General features: G+C 68.1%; 29 protein-coding genes. 19 read left to right on the top strand and 10 right to left on the bottom strand.

The window, feature by feature from the left end:
- Positions 1 to 10: 10 nt before the first annotated feature.
- From AB0M67_RS25760 to AB0M67_RS25745, 4 genes are all read right to left on the bottom strand, one after another.
- The gene (locus AB0M67_RS25760; RefSeq protein ID WP_365749068.1) at positions 11 to 361 is read right to left on the bottom strand and encodes a hypothetical protein; all 351 of its coding nucleotides are present in this window, start codon (positions 359 to 361) and stop codon (positions 11 to 13) included.
- A 325-nt stretch (positions 362 to 686) separates the two neighbouring features.
- Entirely contained in the window at positions 687 to 881 is a 195-nt protein-coding gene (locus AB0M67_RS25755) for a DUF397 domain-containing protein (RefSeq protein ID WP_365749066.1), read from the bottom strand.
- Between the two features lie 90 nt (positions 882 to 971).
- Entirely contained in the window at positions 972 to 1166 is a 195-nt protein-coding gene (locus AB0M67_RS25750; RefSeq protein WP_365749064.1) for a DUF397 domain-containing protein, read from the bottom strand.
- Positions 1167 to 1179: 13 nt separating this feature from the next.
- A complete protein-coding gene (locus AB0M67_RS25745) occupies positions 1180 to 2031 on the bottom strand; it encodes a Scr1 family TA system antitoxin-like transcriptional regulator (RefSeq protein WP_351424777.1) in 852 nt (283 codons plus the stop codon).
- Between the two features lie 245 nt (positions 2032 to 2276).
- On the opposite strand from AB0M67_RS25745, the gene AB0M67_RS25740 reads away from it, so the two are divergent.
- Positions 2277 to 2750: an ATP-binding protein gene (locus AB0M67_RS25740; RefSeq protein ID WP_365749062.1), complete on the top strand. Its 474-nt coding sequence runs from the start codon at positions 2277 to 2279 to the stop codon at positions 2748 to 2750.
- Positions 2750 to 3010 (top strand): hypothetical protein, encoded by a 261-nt coding sequence (locus AB0M67_RS25735; RefSeq protein ID WP_365749060.1) that lies wholly within the window; start codon positions 2750 to 2752, stop codon positions 3008 to 3010. The genes AB0M67_RS25740 and AB0M67_RS25735 overlap by 1 nt, the downstream gene beginning before the upstream one ends.
- Positions 3011 to 4791: 1781 nt before the next feature.
- Here the strand turns inward: AB0M67_RS25735 and AB0M67_RS25730 are convergent.
- The 4 genes from AB0M67_RS25730 to AB0M67_RS25715 form a co-directional block, all read right to left on the bottom strand.
- The gene (locus tag AB0M67_RS25730; protein ID WP_365749058.1) at positions 4792 to 5118 is read right to left on the bottom strand and encodes a DUF1048 domain-containing protein; all 327 of its coding nucleotides are present in this window, start codon (positions 5116 to 5118) and stop codon (positions 4792 to 4794) included.
- Position 5119: 1 nt separating this feature from the next.
- A complete protein-coding gene (locus tag AB0M67_RS25725; protein ID WP_365749056.1) occupies positions 5120 to 5476 on the bottom strand; it encodes a DUF1048 domain-containing protein in 357 nt (118 codons plus the stop codon).
- Complete coding sequence (locus tag AB0M67_RS25720) at positions 5473 to 5799, bottom strand: PadR family transcriptional regulator (protein WP_365749055.1); 327 nt, start codon at positions 5797 to 5799, stop codon at positions 5473 to 5475. The genes AB0M67_RS25725 and AB0M67_RS25720 overlap by 4 nt, the downstream gene beginning before the upstream one ends.
- Before the next feature lie 212 nt (positions 5800 to 6011).
- Entirely contained in the window at positions 6012 to 6479 is a 468-nt protein-coding gene (locus AB0M67_RS25715) for an NUDIX domain-containing protein (protein WP_365749053.1), read from the bottom strand.
- A 131-nt stretch (positions 6480 to 6610) separates the two neighbouring features.
- Here AB0M67_RS25715 and AB0M67_RS25710 point away from each other — a divergent pair, with 131 nt between their 5' ends.
- Together AB0M67_RS25710 and AB0M67_RS25705 are read left to right on the top strand one after the other, a co-directional pair.
- Positions 6611 to 7282: a class I SAM-dependent methyltransferase gene (locus AB0M67_RS25710; RefSeq protein WP_365749051.1), complete on the top strand. Its 672-nt coding sequence runs from the start codon at positions 6611 to 6613 to the stop codon at positions 7280 to 7282.
- 356 nt (positions 7283 to 7638) lie between these two features.
- Positions 7639 to 7812: a hypothetical protein gene (locus tag AB0M67_RS25705; RefSeq protein ID WP_365749049.1), complete on the top strand. Its 174-nt coding sequence runs from the start codon at positions 7639 to 7641 to the stop codon at positions 7810 to 7812.
- Positions 7813 to 7865: 53 nt separating this feature from the next.
- On the opposite strand, the gene AB0M67_RS25700 is transcribed toward AB0M67_RS25705, so the two are convergent.
- Positions 7866 to 8558: a TetR family transcriptional regulator gene (locus AB0M67_RS25700; protein WP_365749048.1), complete on the bottom strand. Its 693-nt coding sequence runs from the start codon at positions 8556 to 8558 to the stop codon at positions 7866 to 7868.
- 115 nt (positions 8559 to 8673) lie between these two features.
- Here AB0M67_RS25700 and AB0M67_RS25695 point away from each other — a divergent pair, with 115 nt between their 5' ends.
- The 4 genes from AB0M67_RS25695 to AB0M67_RS25680 all read left to right on the top strand — a co-directional run bounded on the left by AB0M67_RS25695 (position 8674) and on the right by AB0M67_RS25680 (position 12962).
- Positions 8674 to 9603 (top strand): SDR family oxidoreductase, encoded by a 930-nt coding sequence (locus AB0M67_RS25695; protein ID WP_365749046.1) that lies wholly within the window; start codon positions 8674 to 8676, stop codon positions 9601 to 9603.
- A 68-nt stretch (positions 9604 to 9671) separates the two neighbouring features.
- Positions 9672 to 10682 (top strand): hypothetical protein, encoded by a 1011-nt coding sequence (locus AB0M67_RS25690; RefSeq protein ID WP_365749044.1) that lies wholly within the window; start codon positions 9672 to 9674, stop codon positions 10680 to 10682.
- A gap of 39 nt (positions 10683 to 10721) precedes the next feature.
- A complete protein-coding gene (gene dapF / locus AB0M67_RS25685) occupies positions 10722 to 11777 on the top strand; it encodes a diaminopimelate epimerase (protein WP_365749042.1) in 1056 nt (351 codons plus the stop codon).
- A gap of 111 nt (positions 11778 to 11888) precedes the next feature.
- Positions 11889 to 12962, top strand: a complete 1074-nt coding sequence (locus AB0M67_RS25680) for a fatty acid desaturase (protein ID WP_365749040.1) — start codon at positions 11889 to 11891, stop codon at positions 12960 to 12962.
- A gap of 132 nt (positions 12963 to 13094) precedes the next feature.
- On the opposite strand, the gene AB0M67_RS25675 is transcribed toward AB0M67_RS25680, so the two are convergent.
- Complete coding sequence (locus AB0M67_RS25675; protein WP_365749039.1) at positions 13095 to 13958, bottom strand: C40 family peptidase; 864 nt, start codon at positions 13956 to 13958, stop codon at positions 13095 to 13097.
- Between the two features lie 870 nt (positions 13959 to 14828).
- On the opposite strand from AB0M67_RS25675, the gene AB0M67_RS25670 reads away from it, so the two are divergent.
- From AB0M67_RS25670 to nuoK, 11 genes are read left to right on the top strand one after another with little or no spacing between them, the layout of a single operon-like run.
- Positions 14829 to 15188 carry an NADH-quinone oxidoreductase subunit A gene (locus AB0M67_RS25670; protein ID WP_365749234.1) on the top strand — a complete coding sequence of 120 codons (360 nt, stop codon included), beginning with the start codon at positions 14829 to 14831 and terminating at the stop codon, positions 15186 to 15188.
- A 19-nt stretch (positions 15189 to 15207) separates the two neighbouring features.
- Positions 15208 to 15762: an NADH-quinone oxidoreductase subunit B family protein gene (locus AB0M67_RS25665; RefSeq protein ID WP_046505025.1), complete on the top strand. Its 555-nt coding sequence runs from the start codon at positions 15208 to 15210 to the stop codon at positions 15760 to 15762.
- Complete coding sequence (locus AB0M67_RS25660; RefSeq protein ID WP_365749037.1) at positions 15759 to 16496, top strand: NADH-quinone oxidoreductase subunit C; 738 nt, start codon at positions 15759 to 15761, stop codon at positions 16494 to 16496. Before AB0M67_RS25665 ends, AB0M67_RS25660 begins: the two co-directional genes overlap by 4 nt.
- Positions 16496 to 17845, top strand: a complete 1350-nt coding sequence (locus AB0M67_RS25655) for an NADH-quinone oxidoreductase subunit D (protein WP_365749035.1) — start codon at positions 16496 to 16498, stop codon at positions 17843 to 17845. The genes AB0M67_RS25660 and AB0M67_RS25655 overlap by 1 nt, the downstream gene beginning before the upstream one ends.
- A gap of 35 nt (positions 17846 to 17880) precedes the next feature.
- Positions 17881 to 18621, top strand: coding sequence for an NADH-quinone oxidoreductase subunit NuoE (gene nuoE / locus AB0M67_RS25650; RefSeq protein ID WP_365749233.1), 741 nt, complete (start codon positions 17881 to 17883; stop codon positions 18619 to 18621).
- Positions 18621 to 19982: an NADH-quinone oxidoreductase subunit NuoF gene (nuoF, locus tag AB0M67_RS25645; protein ID WP_365749033.1), complete on the top strand. Its 1362-nt coding sequence runs from the start codon at positions 18621 to 18623 to the stop codon at positions 19980 to 19982. The genes nuoE and nuoF overlap by 1 nt, the downstream gene beginning before the upstream one ends.
- The gene (locus AB0M67_RS25640; RefSeq protein ID WP_365749031.1) at positions 19979 to 22522 is read left to right on the top strand and encodes an NADH-quinone oxidoreductase subunit G; all 2544 of its coding nucleotides are present in this window, start codon (positions 19979 to 19981) and stop codon (positions 22520 to 22522) included. Before nuoF ends, AB0M67_RS25640 begins: the two co-directional genes overlap by 4 nt.
- Entirely contained in the window at positions 22519 to 23919 is a 1401-nt protein-coding gene (gene nuoH / locus AB0M67_RS25635; protein ID WP_365749029.1) for an NADH-quinone oxidoreductase subunit NuoH, read from the top strand. Before AB0M67_RS25640 ends, nuoH begins: the two co-directional genes overlap by 4 nt.
- A complete protein-coding gene (nuoI, locus tag AB0M67_RS25630; RefSeq protein WP_351396659.1) occupies positions 23912 to 24517 on the top strand; it encodes an NADH-quinone oxidoreductase subunit NuoI in 606 nt (201 codons plus the stop codon). Before nuoH ends, nuoI begins: the two co-directional genes overlap by 8 nt.
- Positions 24514 to 25392, top strand: a complete 879-nt coding sequence (locus tag AB0M67_RS25625) for an NADH-quinone oxidoreductase subunit J (protein WP_365749027.1) — start codon at positions 24514 to 24516, stop codon at positions 25390 to 25392. The genes nuoI and AB0M67_RS25625 overlap by 4 nt, the downstream gene beginning before the upstream one ends.
- On the top strand, positions 25389 to 25688 hold the full coding sequence (gene nuoK / locus AB0M67_RS25620) for an NADH-quinone oxidoreductase subunit NuoK (RefSeq protein WP_030351371.1): 300 nt from the start codon (positions 25389 to 25391) through the stop codon (positions 25686 to 25688). The genes AB0M67_RS25625 and nuoK overlap by 4 nt, the downstream gene beginning before the upstream one ends.
- Positions 25689 to 25692: the final 4 nt, after the last annotated feature.

The following is a 25692-nucleotide window of genomic DNA, read 5'->3' as shown; positions in this document are numbered from 1 at the left end:
GACCGATCGGTCACCGCACAGGGCCTTCGTCATGCCGGGTGCTGAGGGGGAGCGGGACGGGGCATACGGTCCACTCCGTCCAGAGGCCACGGTGGCTGAGCGAGAATCCACACGGCTCGCCCCGGTGCAGCGCCCCGACCGCGCCGATACAGCCGCCACCGTCCACCCAACTCAGGGCGCGCTTGCGCTCGATGGGGGTGAGGGTGGCGGCGAGGTCGCGAACGGCCCTGCGGATGGCGCGGATCGCTTCGACGGGGGTGGTGGCCACGTGGTGCGATGCGTCGGCGATGCCGTCGACGGAGAGCGGGCTGTAGGTGATCCGCTCGCACCAGAAGGCTTGGTCTGTGCCGGAGTTGGGCATGGTGGGGCCTCCTGGCGGGCGGCATGGGCGGTTCGCGCGGCGGGTGGGTGGAGCTGGGGTTGTCCCCTGCCTTTGGCCGGCGTGACGAGCGGCGGGCAGGGGACAACCTTTCTGGGCTCCCCCAACTGGCGCAGAAGGAGGGGGAGTTGTGCGACGCGCAGCGGGCACGGCACGGCAGAGCTGTGCCGAGGGTTCTGCCCGTGGCGGCGACACGTGGAGACGTTAGCGTTTGCTGCGGACGCGTATCAAGTGTTTGACGTCTAACGAGTGAGGTGGCATATGTCGACGGGTTGTATGCGTCGACGCGCGCGGCCTGGTTGGGGGTTCAGGCGAGGTTGTCGAACTCGCCCTGCTTGGCGCCGTCGAGGAAGGCCCGCAGTTGGGCGCGGGTCGTACGGATGACCACGTCGGGGTTGTCGCTTTCGCGCATGAGGATCTGACCGTCGTGTTCGGCAAGTTCGAGGCAGTCGGAGCCTGCGGCGTTCGAGGACTTGGAGGATTTGTGCCACTGAATATCCATACCTGTATGTCTGCCGTGGTGTCCCGCGAAAGAAACGGGCGGCCTCCACCTGCGCCGGTGGGGCCGCCCGTTGCGGGATGCGGTGGTTGCTCAGGCGAGGTAGTCGAACTCGCCTTCCTTGGCGCCGTCGAGGAAGGCGCGCAGCTTGGCAGGGGTGGTGTGGATGACGACGTCGGGGTTGTCGCTCTCGCGCATCAGGATCTCGCCGCCGTGCTGGGCGAGTTCAAGGCAGTTGCTGCCCTCGGCATCCGAGGACTTGGAGGACTTGCGCCACTGAATATCCATTGTTCTCACGCCTTCATACTTGTTGTGCGACCTTGCGAATGAAGTCTCGTGAACTCTCCGGATCGAGTGACCGCTCTTCGGTCCGATCCAGCACCGCTCGATAGTTCACGAGACGCGTTTCGGCATCCAGAAATGCCGACCCGGTCGCGGTTTCCATCTGTACGGTATCGAGCTGCGGAACGGGCCCGTACATATAGTGTGTCGAACTGCTGGCGTTCGGGAACCCACCCGCCGCGAACGGGATTGCACGGATGGTGACGTTGTCGCGATCCGACTCCTTGAGCAGGTAGTCGAGCTGGCTACGGGCGACCTTGGAGCCGCCGTACGTCATCCGCAGAGCGGCCTCGTGGATCAGGAACGTGCAAGTAGGCGGGTCCGCCCGGTCAAGTACGTCGCGCCGCTTCAGCCGATGTGAGAGCCAGCGGCGCTGTCGCGCGGGGCTCGACGGTGGCACGGCTTCCGCGAAGACAGCACGTACGTAGTCCTCGGTCTGGAGCAGACCGGGCATATGCATGATCTGTACCGCTCGAATACCGACGGCGTGATGCTCCAATTCGGCCAGATCGATTGCGGCACTGGAGAGGTCGCCCCGGTAGTCCTCCCACCATCCGTTTATGCGCTCCGAGGCCATGCTGGCGAGCGCGTCGATATACGCCGTGTCGGGGCACTCGTAGTGGCCGGCCCACGTGCGCACCCGCTCGGGACTCACGCCGAATCGCCCGGATTCGATGTTGCTGATCGTGGTGCGATCTGTGCCGAGCATGGTTGCCGCTTGGGTGAGCGACAGGCCGGTGTGCTCCCGGATCTTGCGCAGTTCGGTACCCAAGCGACATTGGCGCGCGGTGGGTGCCTTCCTCGATGGCATCGGCCTCTCCTCTTGTTGGCTCTCAGTGTGGCCCGTGACCAAACCGGGGTCCACCTCGTTCGTGACTTTACGCGACTCCGTCCAACGCGTGAGGTGGAGGCGCTATCGTCGTCACAGCACCGCGTCGCACGTCAGTAAGACCGAAGTGCAGCCGCTTCGGCGCGCCTTGAGGCGCGCTGTCGCGGCCATCGCCACGCATGGCGGGCCACGCGTCAGTTCAGACCGCACCGCGTTGGGAGAACGACATGACCACCGTGACCGCCACCGCAACTCCCGTACCTCCACCACCCCAAGGTGGCGAGACCTACCGGCTTGCCCTGCCTAACACCGCGAGCGCGGCCAAGGTCGCGCGTGACTTCGTCACGTCGCTGCTGGGGGTGAACCGGCATCGCGACCTTGTCGATGACGCGCGCCTCTGTGTGACCGAAGTGGTCACCAACGCCCACCGTCATACCCATACGCCGCTGATCCGCGTGCATGTGACGGTCAACCACAAACAGGCGACGGTCTCCGTGGCCGACGACAAGCCCTGGGCCTTTCCCGTGCCGGCCGAACCGGTTGCCGTACGCATGGGGCGCGACCAAGAGGGCGGGCGGGGGCTGATGCTCGTGGACAGCCTGGCCCGTGCGTGGGGATTCACGATCTACGGTGGCCGATCGCCCAAGCTGAAGGCGGTCTGGTTCACGTTGTCCGAGGCCAGGAATGAGGTGGCCGGGTGATGGAGCCCGTAACGGACCCTGCGTTGTGGGGTGTTGTGTCGATCGCGTTGAGTGCGATCGTGCTGGCGGTGGGGGTGTTGTACGCGGTGATGCCGAGTCCGGAGAGTGCTTTTCCGCCGGTGCCGCTCGACGCGGAGGAGGGGTACACGTACACCTGCTACTGCTGCCCCGATCCGGTGCGTGTGACGGTCCGGGCGCCGCAGGCGCACTTGGTGGGACGGGCGGCCGGTGGTCGACGTCAGGTCAGTGCCGAGGGGTAGTCGGGGTGGGCCGGAAGGTTTGATGGCGGGTGGGGGCCGCCCCTGATCTTTGAGTTTCGCGGTTCCGGGTCGGGCGTCAAGGGCGCTCCTTTGTCGCGTCGGCTGCGCCGATTCCGCTTCGCTCCACCCTTGACACCCAACCCTCCACCGCAAGTGCAGCTTTGAGGGGGGCGGCCCCGGGGGAGGGATCCCCGGGAAAGCACCTCTGTTCCGGGGGCCGGTTGCCGACCGCAGGTCGGTGGGTGGTCTGCGCGGCAGTGGAATGGGGCGGCCCGGCACCGGCTCAGCGAGCTGATGCGAGTGGGTAGCTGGGACTCATGCCCCGCTGGTGACAGTCCATTGACGGGTGCACCTGTCAGCCGAGGCGGACGGGTCTGCTACCTGCCCCAATGTCCCATTTTGGAAGGGGCTTTGGAGGGTCCTCCGGCGGGTGATGTGTGCTGGGTTCGGTTAAGTCGTCCCCACGACACATCACCTCCTCTGACCGGCCCACTCGGCGCCTCGTTAGTCACACCCGTCCCATCACCCACATGCCCGGGGGAGAGGTCAGGGTCTGGGGTCATTGGACCTTGGGGGAGGCGGGCGGTCGGCGTCGGGTCAGTGCCGAGGGGTAGTCGGGGTGGGCCGGGGGGTGTGGATGCGGGTGGGGGCCGCCCCTAGGTTTCAGTTTCGCGGTTCCGGGTTGGGCGTCAAGGGCGCTCCTTCGTCGCGTCGGCAAGCCGATGACCTTCGGTCACCCTTGACACCCAACCCTCCACCGCAAGTGCAGCTTTGAGGGGGGCGGCCCCGGGGGAGGGATCCCCGGGAAAGCACCTCTGTTCCGGGGGCCGGTTGCCGACCGCAGGTCGGTGGGTGGTCTGCGCGGCAGTGGAATGGGGCGGCCCGGCCCCGGCAAAGCGACTGACCCCCGTGGACGGTCGGGATTCATGCCCCGCTGGTGGCGGTGTGTGGGTGGTGGGGTGGCTGTGACTCATGAGGCGCTGATCGGGCCTGTCCAAGGAGGTGATGTGTCGTGGAGACGACTTAACCGAACCCAGGACACATCACCTGCCCGAGGGCCCCGGAATGGCCCGCCAAACTGGGACATAGGGGGCGGGTGGCAGGCCCGTCCGCCTCGGCTGACAGGTGCACCCGTCAATGGACTGTCACCAGCGGGGCATGAGTCCCAGCTACCCACTCGCATCAGCTCGCTGAGCCGGTGCCGGGCCGCCCCATTCCACTGCCGCGCAGACCACCCACCGACCTGCGGTCGGCAACCGGCCCCCGGAACAGAGGTGCTTTCCCGGGGATCCCTCCCCCGGGGCCGCCCCCCTCAAAGCTGCACTTGCGGTGGAGGGTTGGGTGTCCAGGGTGAAGCGAAGCGGAATCGGCGCAGCCGACGCGACGAAGGAGCGCCCTTGACGCCCAACCCGGAACCGCGAAACTGAAACCTAGGGGCGGCCCCCACCCGTCTCCGAACCCTCCGGGTCACCCCGACTACCCCTCGGTCCTCACCCACACCCGAAAACCAACCCCCACCAGCGGGGCATGAATCCCGGCCACTCCCCAACGGTCAGACGCTTTGCCGGAGCCGGGCCGCCCCATTCCACTCCCGCGCAGACCACCCACCGGCCAGCAGGCCAGGAACAGACCGGCCCCCACCCGCATCCCCCCGCGTCCCCACCCCCCCCGGCCCACCCCGACTACCCCTCCACCCCGACCACCCCTCCGCCCGGACCCCCCGCTGAATCCGGATCCGGCGGCCTCGCCGCCTCAAGTGGGCCGTTTGCGGGCGGGCGGTCTTACTTCTCGGCCGTGCCCGGTTTCCCGCTGATGGACTCCTGATAGATGTCCGCGTAGGTGCGCGAGTCCTTGACCAGGTCGTCGCAGAAGGCGGCGACGTCGTTGCCGATGAGTTCCAGGACTCCCTTGCCGGCCGTGACGCCCTCCTCGAAGAAATCGACGATCCCTGAGAGCAGGGTCCCGTCAGCCAGGTCGACCGGTCCGATCTTGAAGAAGTACTTCTGCATCTCCTTGTAGACGATCTGGTAGTCCGGCGGGAGCGCCTTGACCCGCGCCATGTGCGCTCGCCACTGCTTCTTGCCCTCGATAATGTCTTGGATGCCCACGTCAGCCTCCTAGTTGGCCCAGTTTCCTTGCGACGTTCCTGTTCAGCTGCTCGCGCCACCGGTCGCGATGGTTCCGAGCACCCTCTCCGCCGGCCAGCGCCGCGCAGAAGTCGGCGACGTCGTCGCCCAGCACCTCGTGAATGGTCTGCCCGTCCGCCGCCGATTCTTCGAGCAGCCCCAGGGCACCGTCGAGGATCGGCATCAGATTGCGGCCCGTGAAGCCCGAGTAGGGGAAGAGGTGGGCCTTGATCTGTTCCCATGCCGCCCGGTAGTCGGCCGGCAATGCCCCGGCCCGGGCTTCGAACGCCTTCCATTCCCTGGTGAGGTCGCTGCCGGTAATGGTCTCCCAGAAGTTCATCTCCCGCCCTCCTTGAGCTTGTCGATTCGTGATGAGAGGTACTTCCATTTCGCCCAGAACTTCCGGAGTTCTTCGCGTCCCGCGTCGTTGAGCGCGTAGAACTTGCGCGGCGGGCCCATCCCGGATGGTCGTTTCGTCACTTGGACGAGCCCGTTCTTCTCCAGGCGCAGCAAGATGGTGTAGACCGTCCCGTCGATGACGTCGGTGAAGCCGAGTTCATTCAGCCGACGCGTGATGGCGTACCCGTAGGTCTCCTCGCTGCCGATGATTTCGAGCACGCAGCCCTCCAGCGTGCCCTTCAGCATCTCCGTCAGGTCGTCCACCGCGGGCCTCCTCTTCGGTTCTCCCGGTACTGCGTAGTACCGAGTACCACTACACGGTATCACCGAGTAGTGCGGCGAGGAAGGGATTCGAATCGTCGGTGCCGTGCTCGGCGCGCGGACCATCACCGACCCGGAGGCCGGGAAACGGCCCCCGGGGACAACGGAGCCTCCCCGGGGGCCTGTCCTCCGGTCCGTTCGCGAACAGCGGTGGATCAGTGCTGGATCAGGCCGCCGACCGGGACGGGAGCGACGTGGCCGGTCGCCGGGGCCGTCCGGGCCAGGTCGAGGCCGATGTCGACCAGTGATGACCGGCGCAGGCGAGCGACATCGGGGATCGGAGTCCAGACGGACTCGGCGATCTCGCCGTTCGGCTCGGGCCGCGATTGGCCGCCGGTGATACGGACCCGGTAGAAGACGCCGACATTCTGATGCGTGACTCCCGCACGCGCGACGGCCGCGGGGATCACCCGGGAGTCCACGCCCAGCAGGCGTTCGACCACCGCCTCGCAGCCGGTCTCCTCGGCGACCTCCCGGATCACCGCATCGAACGGATCCTCGCCGTGCTCGACACGACCGCCCGGAAGGGTCCAGTTGCTCCCACCCTCCGGCGGTACGTGACGAGCGAGCAGCACCCGCCCGTCCTGGACGCACATGGCGTATGCCGCCAGCCGGAAACTCATCCCCGTACCTCCCCATGGACCTGTCCAGGGGTCAAGGTACGCGCGCCGCGCGCGGAGTGGAGCCGGATCGCTGTGCGCCCGCGCCGACAAGGGCGGGCGCGGAGGGCGGGACGACCGTTAGGGTCGGCCGCATGGACAGCGATGAGGACGCTCTTCTGGCAGAGCAGGTCGCCTACTACCGGGCCCACGCGGGCGCGTACGACCGGCCTTACTCCGAGCGGGAGGACCTGCGGGAGCTGCTGGCCGCGGCTGACGACCTGCCGATCGTGGGTGACGTACTGGAGTTGGCCTGTGGAACGGGCCAGTGGACCAAGGCGCTCGCCCCGCGGGCGCGCTCGGTGACCGCGGTCGACGCGTCGGACGAGCCATTGGCCATCGCACGTGCCCGGGTTGCCTCCCCGCACGTTCAGTTCATCCAGGCCGACCTGTTCGCCTGGCAGCCGCCGCGCCGCTACGACACCGTCTTCTTCGCCTTCTGGCTCTCGCATGTCCCGCCGTCCCGCCTGCCGGACTTCTGGAGCGCGGTGGCCGCCGCGCTCGCGCCGAACGGGAAAGCGATCTTCATCGACGACGGTCCCGCCGAGGCCGCGCGCGAAGAGGTCCTGGACCAGCAGCCTGTCCCGGCGGTGCTGCGCCATCTCGACGACGGCAGCCCGTATCGCGTCGTCAAGGTGTTCCACGACGCCGGCAAGCTCACTGGCGACCTCGCCGCGCTGGGGTGGTCGGCCGATGTCCGGCACGTGGGCGGCAACTTCATCGTCGGCACCGCGCAACCCCCGGCCGTGCGTCCTGCGCCGCGTTGATCCGTTCTTCGGGGACCCGGCCCCCCCACCCGCCATCGAACCGGCCGGTAACAAGGAGCGGACCGCATTGCCGTGGGGGAGGGTGTCCGGCGGGGCGGGGCAGCCGCGCGTCCCACCGCGGACCGCGGCGTGCGGTTCGGGCGCAACCTCGTCAGTCTGATACCGGGCCGTCAATCGCGCATCCCGGGGTCTCGGCGGCCCGACCGCGGGACCGGAGACGGGCCTTTTGGCGTTCCTCGGCCAGCGGTACTGCTCTTTCTCCGCATCGGAGTGGTCTCTCCTCCTGCTCGGTTTTCGGAGGCTTTCGGTCGTCAACGTCTGAAGTGTCCGAACATTTCTTCACAAGGAGAAAACTCATGCGTATTCGTACAGCAGTCGCCGCCGCCGCTCTCGCCGCTCTGGCTGTCCTGGGCGGTGCGGGTGCCGCCTCAGCCGCGAGCTGGGAGCACGACGGGCGGGGAGAGGGCATTGACGTCTCGACCTGGATCAAGGAAAGCTTCAACACGGTTGTGATCTTCGGCGAGAAGTGACGCCGTCTCCACCCCGGCCCCCCGCGGGTTCACCGCGGGGGGCCGGGGTGCGTTCAGGCGGGAAAGCCGCGCGGTGCTCGGGTCAGCAGACCCGTGGCCAGTACCTCCAGCAGTTCGCGGAGCGTCGCGGTGAAGTCCATCCGCATGACGCCCAGTGCGGGGTCGGCCTCGTAGGCGGCCAGCATCGCGGCCGAGGGCTGCGCGTGGGTCCAGACAGCGCCGGTCGACATGAAGGCGGCGGCGGCGTACTTCGTCGCGTCGTGTTCGTCCAACTCGGGTAGGTGCGCGCGGATCAGCCGGACCAGGACGGTGACGTTGGCCAGGGTGGCGCGCTTGTACTCCGCGGCGATGCGCGGGGAGACGTTCCGTTCCAGTACCGCCGCTTGCGCGCTGACCAGATCGCAGAGCACCGGACGGGCCGCCAGTGTGTCCGCCATCGCGCCCGCGAGCTGGTCGCCGCGTTCGTACGGTCCCGAGGCCGGGTCGATCGCCGTGGCAAGGGCGCCGTCCAGCAGGTCCAGCCACTCGCGCAGCGCGGTGTCCAGCAGTTCGAGCAGGACCGCCTCGCGGGATTCGAAGTAGCGCAGCACGTTCGACTTGGCCAGACCGACGCGCCGGCTCAGCTCGTTGAGGCTCACCTGTGCCACGGGCATCTCGGTCAGCATCGTCGCCGCGCTGTCCAGGATCGCTTGCCGGCGTACGGCGCGCTGCTCCTCGCTGCGGGCGCGCTGGAAGGGCGTTGTCATGGCCTCAAGGCTACAGACCCCCGGTCTGTTGTTAGTAGACCGTCGGTCTGCTAGCGTCGATCACAACAGACCGGCGGTCTGCTACGAGTCGGTCCACCACGACGAAGGAGTCGCCATGTACGTCGTCCCCGACCAGAGCGGGAAACTCGCCGTGGTCACCGGCGCCAACAGTGGCACCGGGAAGGAAGCGGCCCGCCGGCTCGCCGGAGCGGGGGCGCGTGTCGTGCTGGCCGTCCGTACGGTCGCCAAGGGCGAGCGGGCCCGTGACGAGATCCTGGCCCAGTACCCGGACGCTCAACTGGAGGTGCGCCGGATCGATCTGGCCGATCTGGCCTCCGTCCAGGAGTTCGCGGACGGGCTCATCGCCGATGGCACCCCGCTCGATCTGCTGCTCAACAACGCCGGGGTGATGGCCCCGCCGGTCCGGCTGACCACGGCCGACGGCTTCGAGTTGCAGCTGGGGAGCAACCACCTCGGCCCCTTCGCGCTGACGGTCCGGCTGCTTCCGCTGCTGCTCTCCGCCACGGCGCCGCGCGTGACCACGATGAGCAGCGGTACGGCCAACTTCGGCCGTATCCACTTCGAAGACCTTCAGTGGGAGCGCCGCTACAGCCCGAACCTCTCCTACGCGCAGTCCAAGCTCGCCAATCTCATGATGACCCGGCAGCTCGCGGCCCTCGCCGCCGAGCGCGGCTGGCAGCTGCTGAGCGATGGCGCGCACCCCGGCTACACCCGCACGAACCTCCAGACGGCGGGGGCGAGTCTCGGCACCGGAAAGCCGTCGCGCCGGGCCTCCCTGCTCACGTCCCTCGACTTCCTGCCCTCGCAGGACGTCCAACAGGGCGCGGAACCACTGCTGTACGCGGCGGCCGACCCCGGCGCCGTCGCCGGTGGGTACTACGGTCCGGGCCGACGGTTCGGGCTGGTCGGCCCCACGACCACCGCCCGTATCACCCGCCGGGCCCTCGACCCCGCAGCCAACGCCCGTCTGTGGGCCGAGTCCGAGCGCCTCACCGGCGTCGCGCTGCCCGCCCCCGCCGCCTGAGGAGAAGCGGGGGACGCGTCCCGCGGCGAACTCCGGAGTGGGCCGTGGCGGCTGGAGCCGAGAGCGTCATGGGAGAGGTTCCCGAGGGAGGCGTGGTTGCCCGAGACGTCTACGGTCCGGGAGCATGTGGCGACGGACCGTGGCCGCCGGACTGGGGGGACCCGCTCATGCCTGCTTTATCCGCGCGCCGGGACTTGGCCACTCGCGTGGTTGAGGGGCTTTCCTCACCGTTGCTGAACGCGGTGATCGGGGTTATCGGAGTAGCGGTGCCGGTGGCGGCTTGGGTCAACGACACCGCCAGGGCGAAGAACGCCCTCTTCGCCGTGGAGACCGTGCTGGTACTTCTCCTGGTGGCCAACCATATGTGGTTGCGCAGCGCATACATCACGCTTCGGAGAGCCAACAGTCGTGAGATGGCCGACAGCCAGTACTTCGACCTTGTGCGTTCTCAGCTGGAGAGCGAACTCATCGCGGATTTCGGGGAGATCGCGGACGGGCATCTTCAGGTGTACGCGTCGGAGGTGCCCCGGCTTTCCGTGTTGTTGTACAGGGTCCTCATCGATGGCGGGTCCGAGCCCAAGCGGGTTCTCGCGGCCGACCTGACCACGAATCCGAACCTGCTCACCCAGCGGCGGGAGTATCTCGCCGTCAATCGCCGGCTCATCGAGGCGGGTGGCACGATCCAGCGGCTGTTCATCGCCTGGGCCACCGACCTGGCCCGTGAGGATTTCGCGAGGGCGCTGCTGCCGCTGATCAATCACCACCGGTCGCTCGGCGTGCAGTGCGGGATCGCGGTGCGTGACCGGTTCCGCGCGGATCAAGCCATCGACTTCGTCGTGGTCTCCGGGGCGGCGGTGCTCGTGGAGGAGGACCAGGGCGATGCCGATTACACGCGTGGCCGCTCCTCGGTGTACTTCAAACAGGTCGACCGCTGGACCGGCCGCTTCGAGTCGATCTGGGGACATGGCACGCTGTCCGCCCCGTTCACGCTTCAGTCCTACGAAGCTGTGGTCCGCCCGATGATCGATGCCGGGATCTGGGATGCCGCCCGGGTGCGGACGGCTGTGAACGAGCTGTGAGAACGGCGGTCCCCGGCAGGTGGGCGCGACGTCAGTAGAATGGCTGCTACCAGCCGGTCCGCGGGGCCGGTGCGAGTCGGAAAGCGGTCCTCGTCAGCCATGCCACATCTCTCGATCGCCAAGACCCACGGGTCGCGTAACGACATCTTCGTGATCGACGGCTCCCCGGATGATCACTTCGCCGCTGCCGATGTGCCCCGTGCGGTGAAACGGCTGTGTGACCGGCGGACGGGCCTGGGCAGTGACGGTGTGTACTTCCTCGCTGATAACGGCGATGGGTCCGCCAAGGCGTGGTTTTTCAATCCGGACGGTTCGCCTGCTCTGCTGTGCGGTAACGGGATGCGCTGCGCCGGCCGGCTGCTGCTCGACCGATACGACACCGAATCCGCTGTCGTACACACCGGCCCGTACAGTTTCACCGTCCACAGGGCTGACGACACCCCGCAGGGTGTGCGTCAGGTCGCGGTTGAGCTGCCTCCCGTCGACTTCACCCCCGCCGCCCCCATCGTGGCGGATGTGGAGTGGCCGTTCGTGGGCCAGGTCCTCCCGGCGTTCCACGCCACCCGCGCCGTGTCGGCTCTGGCGGTGCCCAACTCGCACCTGGTCAGTATCGTCGGCGCCTACGACGAAGCGGAGTTGGTGGAGACGGGACGCAGGGTTGCCGACGCCGCCGATTCGTTTCCGATCGGTGCGAACGTCTCCTTCGTTCTGTCTTTGGACGACACGGAGGTATTCGTTCACACGTTCGAGCGTGGTGCCGGGCTGACCCCCTCCTGCGGCTCCGGCGTGGCGGCGTCGCGGGCGGTGTCCTCCAAGCTAGGCCTGGTCGATCCCGATGTCCGGCTGCGGGTCCGTAACCCCGGCGGCCCTGCGCGCACCTGGTTGCAGGAGAGCGGAGGCCAGTGGCAGCCCGTCCTGGAAGGCAACGCCACCGTGGTCTACCGCACCGAACTCGACCCGGCCGACCTCTTGGGCGACAGCCCGCTGGAGTTCACCGGTGAGACGTATCTTCCGGAGATCAACGCCTTCACCGCGCTGTTCGACGATAATCTCAAGGCGTTGCACGCAGCCGGAGTCAACCCGACCATGATCTAGGGCGTGTTGGAGAAGTCTTGGTCCCCGCACCAGCGCTTATCGCGCGGGGATGGCATCGGACTGTCGCCCATGGTGGATCACGGGGCGGGTGCTGGGTCATGAGGATGGGGCATGCTCACACCTTTAGGGATTATCGCGGCCGGAATCGCCTTGCGGCAGTTCGACCGATGGTGGTTCAGCCCGGCGCGGGGACGTCAGTTCGCAGGATCGTTGCGGGCCGTCATGGCCTTGCAGCGCAGCAGGGCCAATAACCTCACGCCGGTGCTCCTGCTGGTCGGGCACTGGCTGGAACTTGTCGGCTGGTGGCAATTGGCCGCGCGCACAGGCCCCATCGGGTGGGGCGCCGTCGTTCTGGTCGCGTCGGTGAAGTTCCGACATTTGCAGGAGGTCAGCCACTTCACGGTGCATGGAGTGCTCACCCGTGACGGCGCCCTGGGTATCGCATTGACCGAGGCAACGGTGCACGCCCCGCTCGGCTTCGTGCCCGTGCCGGTACGGCGCGACAAACACGTCCGTCAGCATCACCCCAACGCCACAGTCGCCGGGGTGGACCCCAACCTCGCCGAACTTCACCGGGCGGGCCTGCGCCCCGAGGTCGGCTCCGGTCGATTCGTCATGGCTGTGATCTTCCCCCTGACCCTTGGCGGGCTGGCTGACACCTGTCGCGGCCTGGCCGTCAATCTGGATCCGCGCGGCGCCGGTTGGTCGCGCCTGTGCGTTTTCGCGGCCGTTCCGCTCGCTCTGGGGATTGTCCTCGGCTGGCCCGCCGCCGTGTTCGGCTTCCTCGTCCCCCGGCTCCTGTTCTACCCCCAACTGGCCTGGATGTCTCTGCTGGTTGAACACCGCTGGTTTGATGCCGAGCGGGCTACGGGCGGCCCTGCTGCCATCGAAGCCGCCCGCTGTCTGCGTCTGTATCCGCGCAATCGCGTCCTGGCTCTGCTGGCTCGTGGCACCTGGCTCCCATATGGAGATTTGTTCCACTATGCCCACTCGGTTCACCCAGCCGTGCGCTGGAACTATCTGCCTGCCCTGGAGCGCGGCATCGGCACGCCCGCGTACAGCCCACGTGGCTTGTTGATCGGCAGCTCCACCGTGGTCGCCCACCACCGTCGCGCGCTCGCGGACGCGCGGGCGTCGGGCCGTACGGCAGGTGTCACGCAGCCTGCCGCGCGTGCCGACGGGTGACTTCCTCGGCGCGGAGACCGAAGCGGGGACGGGCCCTGGGGGCAGACGGAGGCGGCCCGTCACGCGCGACACGTACCCGCATCCCCCGAGCGGGATGCGGGTACGTGTCGTATGCGTATTCGTGCCGATATGTCAGAGGACGCGGACCGCGCCGCTCGGCGGGTCCCAGTCCAGGGACTTCTTCACCACACCGCTGCTGGGGTTCTGCGCGCCGATGAACTCGCCGCCACCGGCGTAGATCGCCGTGTGGTACGCGCTGCCCGCGCCGCCCCAGTAGAGGATGTCGCCCGGCTGGAGGTTGCTCAGGGAGACCTGGGTGCCGGCGGTCGACTGGTCCTGCGAGACACGCGGGAGGTCGACACCGATCTGGCGGTAGGCGGCCTGGACGAGGGCGGAGCAGTCCCAGGCGTTGGGGCCCGTCGAGCCCATGATGTACGCGTCACCGAGCTGGGCCTGGGCGAAGGCGAGCACGGCGGCGGCCGAACCGGTGGCCCCCGAGGTGGTCTTCGACGCCGTCGAGGCGGACGAACCGGAGGACGAGCCCGAGCCCGAGCCGGAGTCCGACGAGGAGGACGCCGACAGCGTGGTCCGCTCCGCGGTACGGGACGCGCGCTCGGCGGCGGCGGCCTTGGCGCGCGCCTCCGCTTCGGCCTTCTTCTTGGCCTCGGCCTCGGCCTTGCGCTCCGCCTCGGCCTTGGCCTTCTTGGCGGTCTGCGCGGCGCTGGCCGCCGCGGCGTCCTGCTGGGCGCGCAGGTCCAGGGAGTTCGCGATGCGCTGCGTGGCCTCGGCGGACCTCGTGAAGTCGCCGACGAGCCCGGAGGTGAGCGTGGGCATTTCTATGGTCTGAGTGGTCACCGGCTCGGCGTTCGCCGGTCCGGCGGCACCTGCGACCGCGATGGTGCTGAGGACGCCACCGGCAACTCCGCTACGAAGGACGACTTTCGACGCGCTGCGGCGGGGCTTCCGGTGGCTGGGTATGTGAGCGGTGTGGGACATGAGAACTACGGCTATCAGGTGAGACCTGGTTCCCGTCAAGCAAGGTGTGTTGCGCCACAGTTACGTTCGGAACCTCTGAATCCGCTTAGCGTTCAGCCTTATTGACGCCGTAACGGGCAAACCGGGCATGCGTGATCATGGCTGTGATCACGGTCTTTCTGATAAACGTCCGAATTGCCCGCCGCTTACCACCCCTTCACACCCATGGCCAAGCCCTCTTGTCTTGGTGATGGAGTGGAGTGGTACAGGTCACAGGACGGTCACCGCTCGGCGGTCGGAATGATCACGGAGTCCGTTCGGCGCGATCGCGGGGTCCGCTCGGAGCGGTCGTGGGGTCCCGCGGAATGATCTCGGGATGAACTCGGGATGATCTCGAAGTGATCCCGGCGGTCCTCCGGCGTGCTCGGCTCCGTCTTCATGGACGCCCGTGAAGCTGTCCCGGTTGCTCGTGAATGCGTGCACGTGTCCACGTCGGTCCGCACTTCCCCCTCGCGCGAGTGACCACCGAGCCCCATAGCACGGTAGACTGTTTCATTGCAAATTTGCTTGTACGGTGCATCGCTTGATAGGGCAACCCGCCCCCGACCAGCGGAAACGGACTCGGTTGTCACATCTGGTGAGCGCTCGGCCGCTTCACGTATGAAGATCACCGCTCATCCGACTTCATGATCCTTCGTCGGGTGGTGGAGATCACAAAGCTGTTGCTGCACCCCGTGTCGCAGATCACAGACCACCGGGCATAAGATGCGGGGCAGTCGGGCTTGTGAACTGCCTCACATGTACGCGATCTTCAGTGATCGTGACGGGGCGGCGAGGCGAACCGCCCGGTGCGATCCAACGGTCAAGGACGACTGGAAGGAGCTGAGGGGCGTGAATTCCTACGCACCCATCCTCGTGCTCGGCGCCCTCGGGGCTGGGTTTGCGATCTTCTCCGTGGTCATGGCCACGCTTATCGGCCCAAAGCGCTACAACCGGGCCAAAGTTGAAGCGTACGAGTGTGGCATCGAACCCACGCCGACGCCGGCCGGAGGCGGCCGTTTTCCCGTCAAGTACTACCTGACGGCGATGCTCTTCATCATCTTCGATATCGAGGTCGTCTTCCTTTACCCCTGGGCCGTCACCTTCGACGCTCTGGGGATTTTCGGGCTCGTGGAGATGCTGCTCTTCGTGCTCACCGTCTTCGTCGCCTACGCGTATGTGTGGCGGCGCGGCGGTCTGGAATGGGACTAAAGGGGCTGAGGGGCCACCAATGGGACTCGAAGAGAAGCTGCCGAGCGGCTTTCTGCTGACCACCGTCGAACAGGCCTCGGGCTGGGTGCGGAAGTCATCCGTCTTCCCCGCGACCTTCGGCCTCGCGTGCTGCGCCATCGAGATGATGACGACCGGTGCCGGGCGGTACGACCTGGCGCGGTTCGGCATGGAAGTCTTCCGCGGTTCGCCGCGGCAGGCCGATCTGATGATCGTGGCCGGGCGGGTGAGCCAGAAGATGGCGCCGGTTCTGCGACAGGTCTATGACCAGATGCCCAACCCCAAGTGGGTGATTTCCATGGGGGTTTGTGCATCATCGGGCGGAATGTTCAATAATTACGCGATTGTCCAGGGTGTGGATCATATTGTCCCTGTCGACATCTATTTGCCCGGCTGCCCACCACGTCCCGAGATGCTGATGGACGCCATTCTCAAGCTCCACCAGAAGATCCAGAGCTCCAAGCTCGGGGTCAACGCGGAGGAAGCGGCCCGTGAGGCGGAGGAGGCGGCCCTCAAGGCGCTCCCGACGATCGAGATGAAGGGGCTGCTGCGGTGACCGGCGACCAGGGATCCGGAGAGCGGCCCTCCGGAAACAACGTTCCGTCCGCGCGTGAGGACGGCGGCGAGCCCATCCGCGTACAGAAGGGCATGTTCGGCGCCAACAACGGCGGCGACACCTCCGGCTACGGCGGGCTCGTCAGGACCGTGATGCTGCCGGGCGCCTCCGCCCGGCCGTACGGCGGCCCCGGCGGGTCCTTCGACGAGATCGCCGACGAACTCGAAGGCGCGCTGGAGGAGCAGGGCCTCCTCCCGGAGAACGCCATCGAGAAGACGGTCGTCGACCGCGCCGAGCTCACCTTCCATATCGCCCGCGAGCATCTCGTCCAGGTGGCGCGCACCCTGCGCGACGACCCGGCGCTGCGCTTCGAGCTCTGTACGGGGGTCTCGGGCGTCCACTTCCCCGGCGACAAGGGCCGTGAGCTGCACGCCGTCTACCACCTGCGCTCGCTCACCCACGGCCGGCTGATCCGTCTTGAGGTCTCCGCACCGGACGCCGACCCGCATGTGCCGTCCCTGGTCGAGATCTATCCGACCAACGACTGGCACGAGCGCGAGACGTACGACTTCTTCGGGCTGATCTTCGACGGCCACCCCGCCCTGACCCGGATCATGATGCCGGACGACTGGCAGGGCTTCCCGCAGCGCAAGGACTATCCCCTCGGCGGGATCGCCGTCGAGTACAAGGGCGCCCAGATCCCGGCTCCGGACCAGCGGAGGTCGTACTCCTGATGTCTGCTCCCCACGCACCCCACGCATCGCCCACCCCGCACGCCACGCCCCGCGCGACCACCGAGGGCACCGTATACACGGTCACCGGTGGCGACTGGGACGAGGTCGTCCAGTCCGCGGCAAAGGCCGACGACGAGCGGATCGTCGTCAACATGGGTCCCCAGCACCCCTCCACCCACGGAGTGCTGCGGCTGATCCTGGAGATCGAGGGCGAGACCGTCACCGAGGCCCGCTGCGGCATCGGCTATCTGCACACCGGTATCGAGAAGAACCTCGAATTCCGCAACTGGACGCAGGGCACCACCTTCGTCACGCGCATGGATTACCTGACGTCGTTCTTCAACGAGACGGCGTACTGCCTGGGCGTGGAGAAGCTGCTCGGCATCGAGGACGACATCCCGGACCGGGCGACGCTCATCCGCGTCCTGCTGATGGAGCTGAACCGGCTCTCCTCGCACCTCGTCTGTATCGCCACCGGCGGTATGGAGCTGGGCGCGACGACGATCATGATCTACGGCTTCCGTGATCGTGAACTCATTCTCGATGCCTACGAGCTGATCACCGGCCTGCGGATGAACCACGCGTTCATCCGCCCCGGCGGACTCGCCCAGGATCTGCCCCCGGGCGCCGTCGACCATCTGCGCGAGCTGCTGAAGACGCTGCGGAAGAACCTGCCGGAGTACGACAAGCTCGCCACCGGCAACCCGATCTTCAAGGCCCGTATGCAGGACGTCGGCTATCTCGATCTGACCGGCTGCATGGCGCTGGGCGCCACAGGACCGATCCTGCGCTCCGCCGGACTCCCGCACGATCTGCGCAGGAGCGACCCGTACTGCGGTTACGAGACCTTCGACTTCGAGGTCCCGACCGCCGACAGCTGCGACGCGTACGGCCGCTTCCTCATCCGCCTGGAGGAGATGCGCCAGTCGCTGCGGATCGTCGAACAGTGTCTGGACCGGCTGGAGCCGGGCCCGGTGATGGTCGCCGACAAGAAGATCGCCTGGCCCGCACAGCTCGCGCTCGGCCCCGACGGTCTGGGCAACTCGCTCGACCACATCAAGAACATCATGGGCACGTCCATGGAGGCTCTGATCCATCACTTCAAACTGGTGACGGAGGGCTTCCGGGTCCCGCCGGGACAGGCGTACGCGGCCGTCGAGTCGCCCAAGGGCGAACTGGGCGCGCATGTCGTCTCCGACGGCGGCACCCGCCCGTATCGGGTCCACTTCCGCGACCCGTCCTTCACCAATCTCCAGGCCATGGCGGCGATGTGCGAGGGCGGCCAGGTCGCCGACGTCATCGTCGCCGTCGCGTCCATCGACCCCGTGATGGGAGGCGTCGACCGGTGACCACCACACCGCCCAACGCAGAGGTGAGCCTGGGGATGCCACAGCTCCCCGCTCCCGACTACCCGGCCGATGTACGCGCCAGGCTGGCAGCGGACGCCAAGGAGATCATCGGCCGCTACCCCGGCTCCCGGTCCGCGCTGCTTCCGCTGCTGCACCTCGTGCAGGCCGAGGAGGGGTTCGTCTCCCGTACGGGGATGGCCTTCTGCGCGGAGCTGCTCGAACTGACCACCGCCGAGGTCACGGCCGTCGCGACCTTCTACTCCATGTACCGCCGCAAGCAGGGCGGCGACTACCAGGTCGGCGTCTGCACGAACACGCTCTGCGCGGTGATGGGCGGCGACGCCATCTTCGACGCGCTCAAGGAGCACCTCGGCGTCGGCAACAACGAGACGACCGAGGACGGCAAGGTCACCCTCGAACACATCGAGTGCAACGCGGCCTGCGACTTCGCGCCCGTCGTGATGGTGAACTGGGAGTTCTTCGACAACCAGACGCCGGACAGCGCCAAGCGGCTCGTCGACGACCTGCGCGAAGGGCAGACCGTCCAGCCCACCCGGGGCGCGCCCCTGTGCACGTACAAGGAGACCGCGCGCATCCTCGCCGGCTTCCCCGACGAGCGCCCCGGCGCCGTCGAGGCCACCGGCGGCGCCGGACCCGCGTCACTGGTCGGCCTGCGGCTCGCCAAGGGCGAGACACCTCAGCGGGTGGTACGGCCCCGGGACGGCGCGCATCCGCAGAACGAATCGCAGCCGGGCGCAGCCGAGGAGGGGGAGTGATGACGATGGCCGCCGCGCTCAACGAGAACGGGACCAGCCCCGAGAAGATCCTCGCGCCCGTCCTGTCCGCCTTCTGGGACCAGCCGGAGTCCTGGACGCTGGAGACCTACGAGCGCCACGAAGGGTACGAGGGGCTCAAGAAGGCCCTCGCGATGCCGCCCGACGACGTCATCGCGTATGTGAAGGACTCGGGCCTGCGCGGTCGCGGCGGCGCGGGCTTCCCCACCGGGATGAAGTGGCAGTTCATCCCGCAGGGTGACGGCAAGCCGCACTACCTCGTCGTCAACGCGGACGAGTCGGAGCCGGGCACCTGCAAGGACATCCCGCTCCTCTTCGCCAATCCGCACTCCCTCATCGAGGGGATCGTGATCGCCTGCTACGCGATCCGCTCGCAGCACGCGTTCATCTATCTGCGCGGTGAGGTCGTCCCCGTACTGCGCAGGGTGCACGAAGCGGTGCGCGAGGCCTACGCGGCGGGGTATCTCGGCAAGAACATCCTGGGCAGCGGGCTCGATCTCGATGTCACCGTGCACGCGGGCGCGGGCGCGTACATCTGTGGTGAGGAGACCGCGCTGCTCGACTCCCTGGAGGGCCGTCGCGGACAGCCCCGGCTGCGTCCTCCCTTCCCGGCGGTGGCGGGCCTCTACGCCTGCCCCACTGTGGTGAACAACGTCGAGTCCATCGCGTCTGTTCCCGCGATCCTCAACCGCGGCAAGGACTGGTTCAAGTCGATGGGCAGCGAGAAGTCCCCGGGCTTCACGCTCTACTCGCTCAGCGGCCATGTCACCAGCCCCGGCCAGTACGAGGCCCCGCTCGGGGTCACCCTGCGCCAGCTGCTCGACATGAGCGGCGGTATGCGGGCGGGCCACCGGCTCAAGTTCTGGACACCGGGCGGCTCTTCGACCCCGATGTTCACCGACGAGCACCTCGATGTCCCGCTGGACTACGAGGGGGTGGGCGCCGCCGGCTCCATGCTCGGCACGAAGGCGCTCCAGTGCTTCGACGAGACCACCTGCGTCGTCCGGGCCGTGACCCGCTGGACCGAGTTCTACGCCCATGAGTCCTGCGGCAAGTGCACGCCGTGCCGTGAAGGCACGTACTGGCTGGTGCAGTTGCTTCGCGACATCGAGGACGGCAAGGGACAGCTGTCCGACCTCGACAAGCTCAACGACATCGCCGACAACATCAACGGCAAGTCCTTCTGCGCGCTCGGTGACGGCGCCGCGTCCCCGATCTTCTCCTCGCTGAAGTACTTCCGCGAGGAGTACGAGCAGCACATCACCGGCAAGGGCTGCCCCTTCGACCCCGCGAAGTCCACCGTCTGGGCAGACCGGAACCCGCACCTGGAGGTGAACGCATGACCGTGACGACGAGCGCTCCCTCCGGCGGCGGCGAGCCCGCGGTCCCGCCCGAGGACCTTGTCTCGCTGACCATCGACGGCATCGAGATCTCCGTCCCCAAGGGGACCCTGGTGATCCGCGCCGCCGAACTCCTCGGCATCGAGATCCCGCGCTTCTGCGACCATCCGCTCCTGGACCCGGCCGGCGCCTGCCGCCAGTGCATCGTCGAGGTGGAGGGCCAGCGCAAGCCGATGGCCTCCTGCACCATCACCTGCACCGACGGCATGGTCGTCAAGTCGCAGCTGACCTCCCCGGTGGCCGAGAAGGCCCAGCGCGGGGTGATGGAGCTGCTGCTCATCAACCACCCGCTGGACTGCCCGGTCTGCGACAAGGGCGGCGAGTGCCCGCTCCAGAACCAGGCCATGCAGGTCGGCGACCCGGACACCCGCTTCGAGGGCAAGAAGCGCACGTTCCAGAAGCCCGTCCCGATCTCCACACAGGTGCTGCTCGACCGTGAGCGGTGTGTGCTGTGCGCGCGGTGTACGCGGTTCTCCAACCAGATCGCGGGCGACCCGATGATCGAGCTGATCGAGCGGGGCGCGCTCCAGCAGGTCGGCACCGGCGAGGGCGACCCGTTCGAGTCGTACTTCTCCGGGAACACCATCCAGATCTGCCCGGTGGGGGCGCTGACCTCGGCCGCGTACCGCTTCCGCTCCCGCCCGTTCGACCTGGTGTCCTCGCCGAGCGTCTGCGAGCACTGCGCGGGCGGCTGCGCCACCAGGACCGACCACCGGCGCGGCAAGGTCATGCGGCGGCTGGCCGCCAATGACCCGGAGGTCAACGAGGAGTGGCTGTGCGACAAGGGGCGGTTCGGCTTCCGCTACGCGCAGAAGCCCGACCGGCTCACCACCCCGCTCGTACGCAACGAGGACGGCGTCCTCGAACCGGCGAGCTGGCCCGAGGCGCTGGAGGCCGCGGCCCACGGTCTGAGCGCCGCGCGCGGCCGGGCGGGGGTGCTCGCGGGCGGCCGGCTCACCGTTGAGGACGCCTACGCCTACGCCAAGTTCGCCCGGGTCGCCCTCGACACCAACGACATCGACTTCCGCGCGCGCGTGCACAGCACCGAGGAGGCCGACTTCCTGGCCGCCCATGTCGCGGGCCACGGCCGCGACCTGGACGGTACGGGGCTCACGTACACCACGCTGGAGAAGGCTCCGGCCGTGCTGCTCGTGGGCTTCGAGTCCGAGGAGGAGGCGCCCGGCGTCTTCCTGCGGCTGCGCAAGGCGCACCGCAACCACGGCCAGCGCACATTCTCGCTGGCCACCTACGCCACCCGGGGTCTGGAGAAGGCCGGCGGCACGCTGCTGCCCGCCGCGCCGGGCACCGAGACCGAGTGGCTGGACGCGCTGGCGGCCAACCCGGTCAGCGCCGGACTCGAAGGGGACGGCGAACGGGCCTCCCAGGCGCTGCGCGAGCAGGGCGCGGTGATCGTCGTCGGCGAGCGGCTCGCGGCCGTACCGGGCGGGCTCACCGCCGCCGCGCGGGCCGCCACCGCGACCGGCGCGAGGCTGGTGTGGATCCCCAGGCGGGCCGGCGAACGCGGCGCGGTGGAGGCGGGCGCGCTCCCGTCGCTGCTGCCCGGCGGCCGTCCCGCCACCGACCCGCGGGCCCGTGAGGAGACCGCGGCGGTCTGGGGCGTACGCGAACTGCCGCGCGCCTACGGCCGTGACACCGGCCGGATCATCGAGGCCGCCGCCACCGGCGAGCTGTCCGCCCTGGTCGTCGCTGGTGTCGAGGTCGCGGATCTGCCGGACCCGGCGGGCGCGCGGGCGGCGCTGGACGCCGTCGGCTTCCTGGTCTCGCTTGAGCTGCGGCCGAGCGAGGTCACCGAGCGGGCCGATGTGGTCTTCCCGGTGGCCGCCGTCGCGGAGAAGTCGGGCACCTTCCTCAACTGGGAAGGCAGGGCGCGGCTGTTCGAGGCCGCGCTGAAGCCGGAGCAGATGACCCGGCGCCTGGCACCGAGCGACGCGCGCGTGCTGCACATGCTGGCCGACACGCTCGCCGCCACCTCGGACGCCGACGGGCTCGACGGCTTCGGACTGCCGGACCTCAGGGCCGTACGGACCGAGCTGGACCGGCTCGGCTGCTGGGAGGGACCGCGCGCCACCGAGCCGCTGGAACCGTCCCGTCCGGTGCCCAGGCCCGGCGAGGGCGAAGCCGTACTCGCGGGCCACCGGCTCCTGCTCGACCTCGGCCTTCTCCAGGAGGGCGACGACGCGCTGGCCGGCACCCGGCACGCGGCGGTCGCCAGGCTCTCCGCCGCGACGGCCGCCGAGACGGGCGTCAAGAACGGCGACGAGCTGTCCGTCACCGGCCCGTCGGGCACGGTCACGCTCCCGCTTCAGGTCACGGAGATGCCGGACCGGGTGGTCTGGCTGCCGCTCAACTCGACGGGCGGCGGGGTCCTCGCGGACACCGGCTCCCGCCCCGGCACGCTCGTCCGTATCGGCCCGGCCGAGCCCGGCGACGCGGCCACGGAAGCACCGGAGGTGCGCGCATGACCGCCTTCGCCCAACTCGCGACGGCCCCGGGAACGGTCCTCGCCGTCGAGGACCTGTCGATGTTCGGCCGCGACCCGTGGTGGCTCGTGGTCGTCAAGGCGGTGTTCTGCTTCGCGTTCCTGCTGCTGACCGTGCTCTTCGCCATCGTGTGGGAGCGCAAGGTCGTCGCCTGGATGCAGCTGCGCATCGGCCCGAACCGGCACGGCCCCTGGGGGATGCTCCAGTCCCTCGCCGACGGCGCCAAGCTGATGTTCAAGGAAGACATCATCGTCAAGCGCGCGGACAAGGTGGTCTACGTCCTCGCGCCGATCATCGCGGCGGTGCCGGCGTTCATGGCGATCGCCGTGATCCCGTTCGGCCCGGCGGGCAACGAGGTGTCGATCTTCGGCCACCGCACCACGATGCAGCTGACCGACCTGCCGATCGCGATGCTCTACATCCTCGCCGTCGCCTCGGTCGGGATCTACGGCATCGTCCTCGCGGGCTGGTCATCGGGATCGACGTATCCGCTGCTCGGCGGGTTGCGCTCGTGCGCGCAGATGATCTCGTACGAGATCGCCATGGGCGCCGCGTTCGCGTCGGTGTTCCTCTACTCGGGGTCGATGTCGACCTCGGCGATCGTCGAGGCCCAGGCCGACCGCTGGTACATCATCCTGCTGCCGGTCTCCTTCATCATCTACATCGTCACGATGGTGGGCGAGACGAACCGCGCCCCCTTCGACATGCCGGAGTCCGAGGGCGACCTCGTCGGCGGCTTCAACACCGAGTACTCATCGATCAAGTTCGCGATGTTCATGCTCGCCGAGTACATCAACATGGTCACCGTCTCGGCCGTCGCCGCCACGCTCTTCCTCGGCGGCTGGCGCGCCCCGTGGCCGATCTCCACCTTCTGGGAGGGCGCGAACCACGGCTGGTGGCCGCTGCTCTGGTTCGTACTCAAGGTCCAGCTGCTGCTGTTCTTCTTCATCTGGCTGCGCGGCACGCTGCCGCGCGTGCGCTACGACCAGCTGATGAAGCTCGGCTGGAAGGTGCTGATCCCGGTCTCGGTGGTCTGGCTGATGGTCGTCGCGACCGTACGGGCCCTGCGCAACGAGAACTACGGCTTCCAGTCGATCGTGCTGTACGTCCTCGGGGCGGTCATCGCGATCCTGCTGCTCTCCTTCGTCGTGGACATCTTCCGCGACAGGAAGGAGAAGGCCGCGGCGGCGAACGAACCGGAGCCCCCGGCCTTCGATCCGATGGCGGGCGGATTCCCCGTACCGCCGTTGCCGGGACAGGAGTTGCCGCCCGTACCGCGCAGGCGGCCACGACGTGACCGTGAGCTGATTGTCAGTGGTGGGGGCAATACTGTGAGTGACGGTACCGAGAGTGACGGAAAGGAGGCTGACAGTGTCTGACTCTTCGCCGGGGGACATCCCGCGTCCCCCCCGGAATCCGGTGGCCGGCTTCGGCGTGACCTTCAAGGCCATGTTCAAGAAGCGGCTGACCGAGCAGTACCCGGAACAGCAGAAGGAGACGGCGCCGCGCTTCCACGGCCGGCATCAGCTGAACCGGCATCCGGACGGGCTGGAGAAGTGCATCGGCTGCGAGTTGTGCGCCTGGGCCTGCCCGGCGGACGCGATCTATGTGGAGGGCGCGGACAACACGGACGAGGAGCGCTACTCCCCGGGGGAGCGCTACGGCCGCGTCTACCAGATCAACTACGCGCGCTGCATCCTGTGCGGTCTGTGCATCGAGGCCTGCCCGACCAGGGCGCTCACGATGACCAATGACTTCGAGCTGGCCGACAGCTCCCGCGAGAACCTGATCTATACGAAGGAGCAGCTTCTCGCGGGCCTTCAGGAAGGCATGGTCGAGACACCGCACTCGATCTTCCCGGGCACCGACGAACAGGACTACTACCGGGGGCTGGTCACCGAGGCCGCGCCGGGTACGGTCCGGCAGGTCGCGGTGAGCAAGGGCGAGAAGCCGACGGACGAGGAGGTCGGTGCATGAGCCTGCTCGCCGCGTCCTCCCTCGCGTCCGTCCTGCCTGTTTCCTCTCTCGCTTCCGCTTCTTCCCTCACCTCCGCCGCCACGACGACCTCGACCGGTGAGGCCGTCCAGTTCTGGATCCTCGGCACCGTCGCGGTGATCGGCGCGCTCTGCACGATCCTGATGAGGAAGGCCGTGCACAGCGCGCTGTGCCTGGCCGCCACGATGATCGTCCTGGCGGTCTTCTATCTCGCCAACGGGGCGTATTTCCTGGGCGTGGTGCAGATCGTCGTCTACACCGGCGCGATCATGATGCTGTTCCTCTTCGTGGTGATGCTCGTCGGTGTCACGGCCGCCGACTCCCTCAAGGAGACGCTGAAGGGCCAGCGTTGGTGGGCCGCCGCCTGCGGGCTGGGCTTCGGGGTCCTGCTCATCGCCGGGATCGGCAACGCCTCGCTGAACTCCTTCACCGGGCTCGGCCAGGCCAACGCCGGCGGCAATGTCGAGGGACTGGCCGCCCTGATCTTCACCCGGTACGTCTTCGCCTTCGAGATCACCGGCGCGCTGCTGATCACCGCGTCGGTCGGCGCGATGGTGCTCACGCACCGGGAGCGGACCGAACGGGCCAAGACCCAGCGGGAGCTGGCCGAGGAGCGCGTACGCAAGGGCACGCAACTGCCCCCGCTGCCCGCCCCCGGTGTCTACGCCCGGCACAACGCGGTGGACATCGCCGGTCTGCTGCCCGACGGCACCCCGTCCGAGCTGACGGTCAACAAGACGCTGAAGGACCGCGGGCAGATCCGCGATGTGTCGAACGAGGCCATCGCGGACCTGAAGGCGCTGGAGCAGCGGTCGTCGCAGCGGCTGGGCCGCGAGGATGAGGAGGTCAAGCGATGAATCCGGTCAACTACCTCTATCTCGCCTCGCTGCTGTTCACCATCGGCGCGGCCGGGGTGCTGATCCGGCGGAACGCGATCGTGGTGTTCATGTGCATCGAGCTGATGCTGAACGCCTGCAACCTCGCGTTCGTCGCCTTCTCCCGGATGCACGGCAATCTCGACGGCCAGATCATCGCGTTCTTCACGATGGTCGTCGCCGCCGCGGAGGTCGTGGTCGGGCTCGCGATCATCGTGTCGCTGTTCCGTTCCCGCCACTCGGCCTCGGTCGACGACGCCAGCCTGATGAAGCTCTGAGGGG

Source organism: Streptomyces sp. NPDC051662, from assembly GCF_040681655.1.
Lineage (GTDB): Bacteria > Actinomycetota > Actinomycetes > Streptomycetales > Streptomycetaceae > Streptomyces.
Note: the sequence above shows the minus strand (reverse complement) of the source record. Positions and strands in the feature narration are given on the sequence as shown.

Excerpts from the sequence above, each read along its gene's own strand:
- nuoH (WP_365749029.1), top strand. The coding sequence starts at position 22,519 with ATGACCGCCTTCGCCCAACTCGCGACGGCCCCGGGAACGGTCCTCGCC.
- AB0M67_RS25665 (WP_046505025.1), top strand. The coding sequence starts at position 15,208 with ATGGGACTCGAAGAGAAGCTGCCGAGCGGCTTTCTGCTGACCACCGTC.
- AB0M67_RS25700 (WP_365749048.1), bottom strand. The coding sequence starts at position 8,558 with ATGACAACGCCCTTCCAGCGCGCCCGCAGCGAGGAGCAGCGCGCCGTA.
- AB0M67_RS25725 (WP_365749056.1), bottom strand. The coding sequence starts at position 5,476 with ATGAACTTCTGGGAGACCATTACCGGCAGCGACCTCACCAGGGAATGG.
- AB0M67_RS25750 (WP_365749064.1), bottom strand. The coding sequence starts at position 1,166 with ATGGATATTCAGTGGCGCAAGTCCTCCAAGTCCTCGGATGCCGAGGGC.
- AB0M67_RS25680 (WP_365749040.1), top strand. The coding sequence starts at position 11,889 with ATGCTCACACCTTTAGGGATTATCGCGGCCGGAATCGCCTTGCGGCAG.
- nuoE (WP_365749233.1), top strand. The coding sequence starts at position 17,881 with ATGCCACAGCTCCCCGCTCCCGACTACCCGGCCGATGTACGCGCCAGG.
- AB0M67_RS25735 (WP_365749060.1), top strand. The coding sequence starts at position 2,750 with ATGGAGCCCGTAACGGACCCTGCGTTGTGGGGTGTTGTGTCGATCGCG.
- AB0M67_RS25655 (WP_365749035.1), top strand. The coding sequence starts at position 16,496 with ATGTCTGCTCCCCACGCACCCCACGCATCGCCCACCCCGCACGCCACG.
- nuoF (WP_365749033.1), top strand. The coding sequence starts at position 18,621 with ATGACGATGGCCGCCGCGCTCAACGAGAACGGGACCAGCCCCGAGAAG.
- AB0M67_RS25760 (WP_365749068.1), bottom strand. The coding sequence starts at position 361 with ATGCCCAACTCCGGCACAGACCAAGCCTTCTGGTGCGAGCGGATCACC.
- AB0M67_RS25695 (WP_365749046.1), top strand. The coding sequence starts at position 8,674 with ATGTACGTCGTCCCCGACCAGAGCGGGAAACTCGCCGTGGTCACCGGC.
- nuoK (WP_030351371.1), top strand. The coding sequence starts at position 25,389 with ATGAATCCGGTCAACTACCTCTATCTCGCCTCGCTGCTGTTCACCATC.
- dapF (WP_365749042.1), top strand. The coding sequence starts at position 10,722 with ATGGCTGCTACCAGCCGGTCCGCGGGGCCGGTGCGAGTCGGAAAGCGG.
- AB0M67_RS25710 (WP_365749051.1), top strand. The coding sequence starts at position 6,611 with ATGGACAGCGATGAGGACGCTCTTCTGGCAGAGCAGGTCGCCTACTAC.
- AB0M67_RS25625 (WP_365749027.1), top strand. The coding sequence starts at position 24,514 with ATGAGCCTGCTCGCCGCGTCCTCCCTCGCGTCCGTCCTGCCTGTTTCC.
- AB0M67_RS25640 (WP_365749031.1), top strand. The coding sequence starts at position 19,979 with ATGACCGTGACGACGAGCGCTCCCTCCGGCGGCGGCGAGCCCGCGGTC.
- AB0M67_RS25715 (WP_365749053.1), bottom strand. The coding sequence starts at position 6,479 with ATGAGTTTCCGGCTGGCGGCATACGCCATGTGCGTCCAGGACGGGCGG.
- AB0M67_RS25705 (WP_365749049.1), top strand. The coding sequence starts at position 7,639 with ATGCGTATTCGTACAGCAGTCGCCGCCGCCGCTCTCGCCGCTCTGGCT.
- AB0M67_RS25690 (WP_365749044.1), top strand. The coding sequence starts at position 9,672 with ATGGGAGAGGTTCCCGAGGGAGGCGTGGTTGCCCGAGACGTCTACGGT.
- AB0M67_RS25755 (WP_365749066.1), bottom strand. The coding sequence starts at position 881 with ATGGATATTCAGTGGCACAAATCCTCCAAGTCCTCGAACGCCGCAGGC.
- AB0M67_RS25745 (WP_351424777.1), bottom strand. The coding sequence starts at position 2,031 with ATGCCATCGAGGAAGGCACCCACCGCGCGCCAATGTCGCTTGGGTACC.
- AB0M67_RS25675 (WP_365749039.1), bottom strand. The coding sequence starts at position 13,958 with ATGTCCCACACCGCTCACATACCCAGCCACCGGAAGCCCCGCCGCAGC.
- AB0M67_RS25740 (WP_365749062.1), top strand. The coding sequence starts at position 2,277 with ATGACCACCGTGACCGCCACCGCAACTCCCGTACCTCCACCACCCCAA.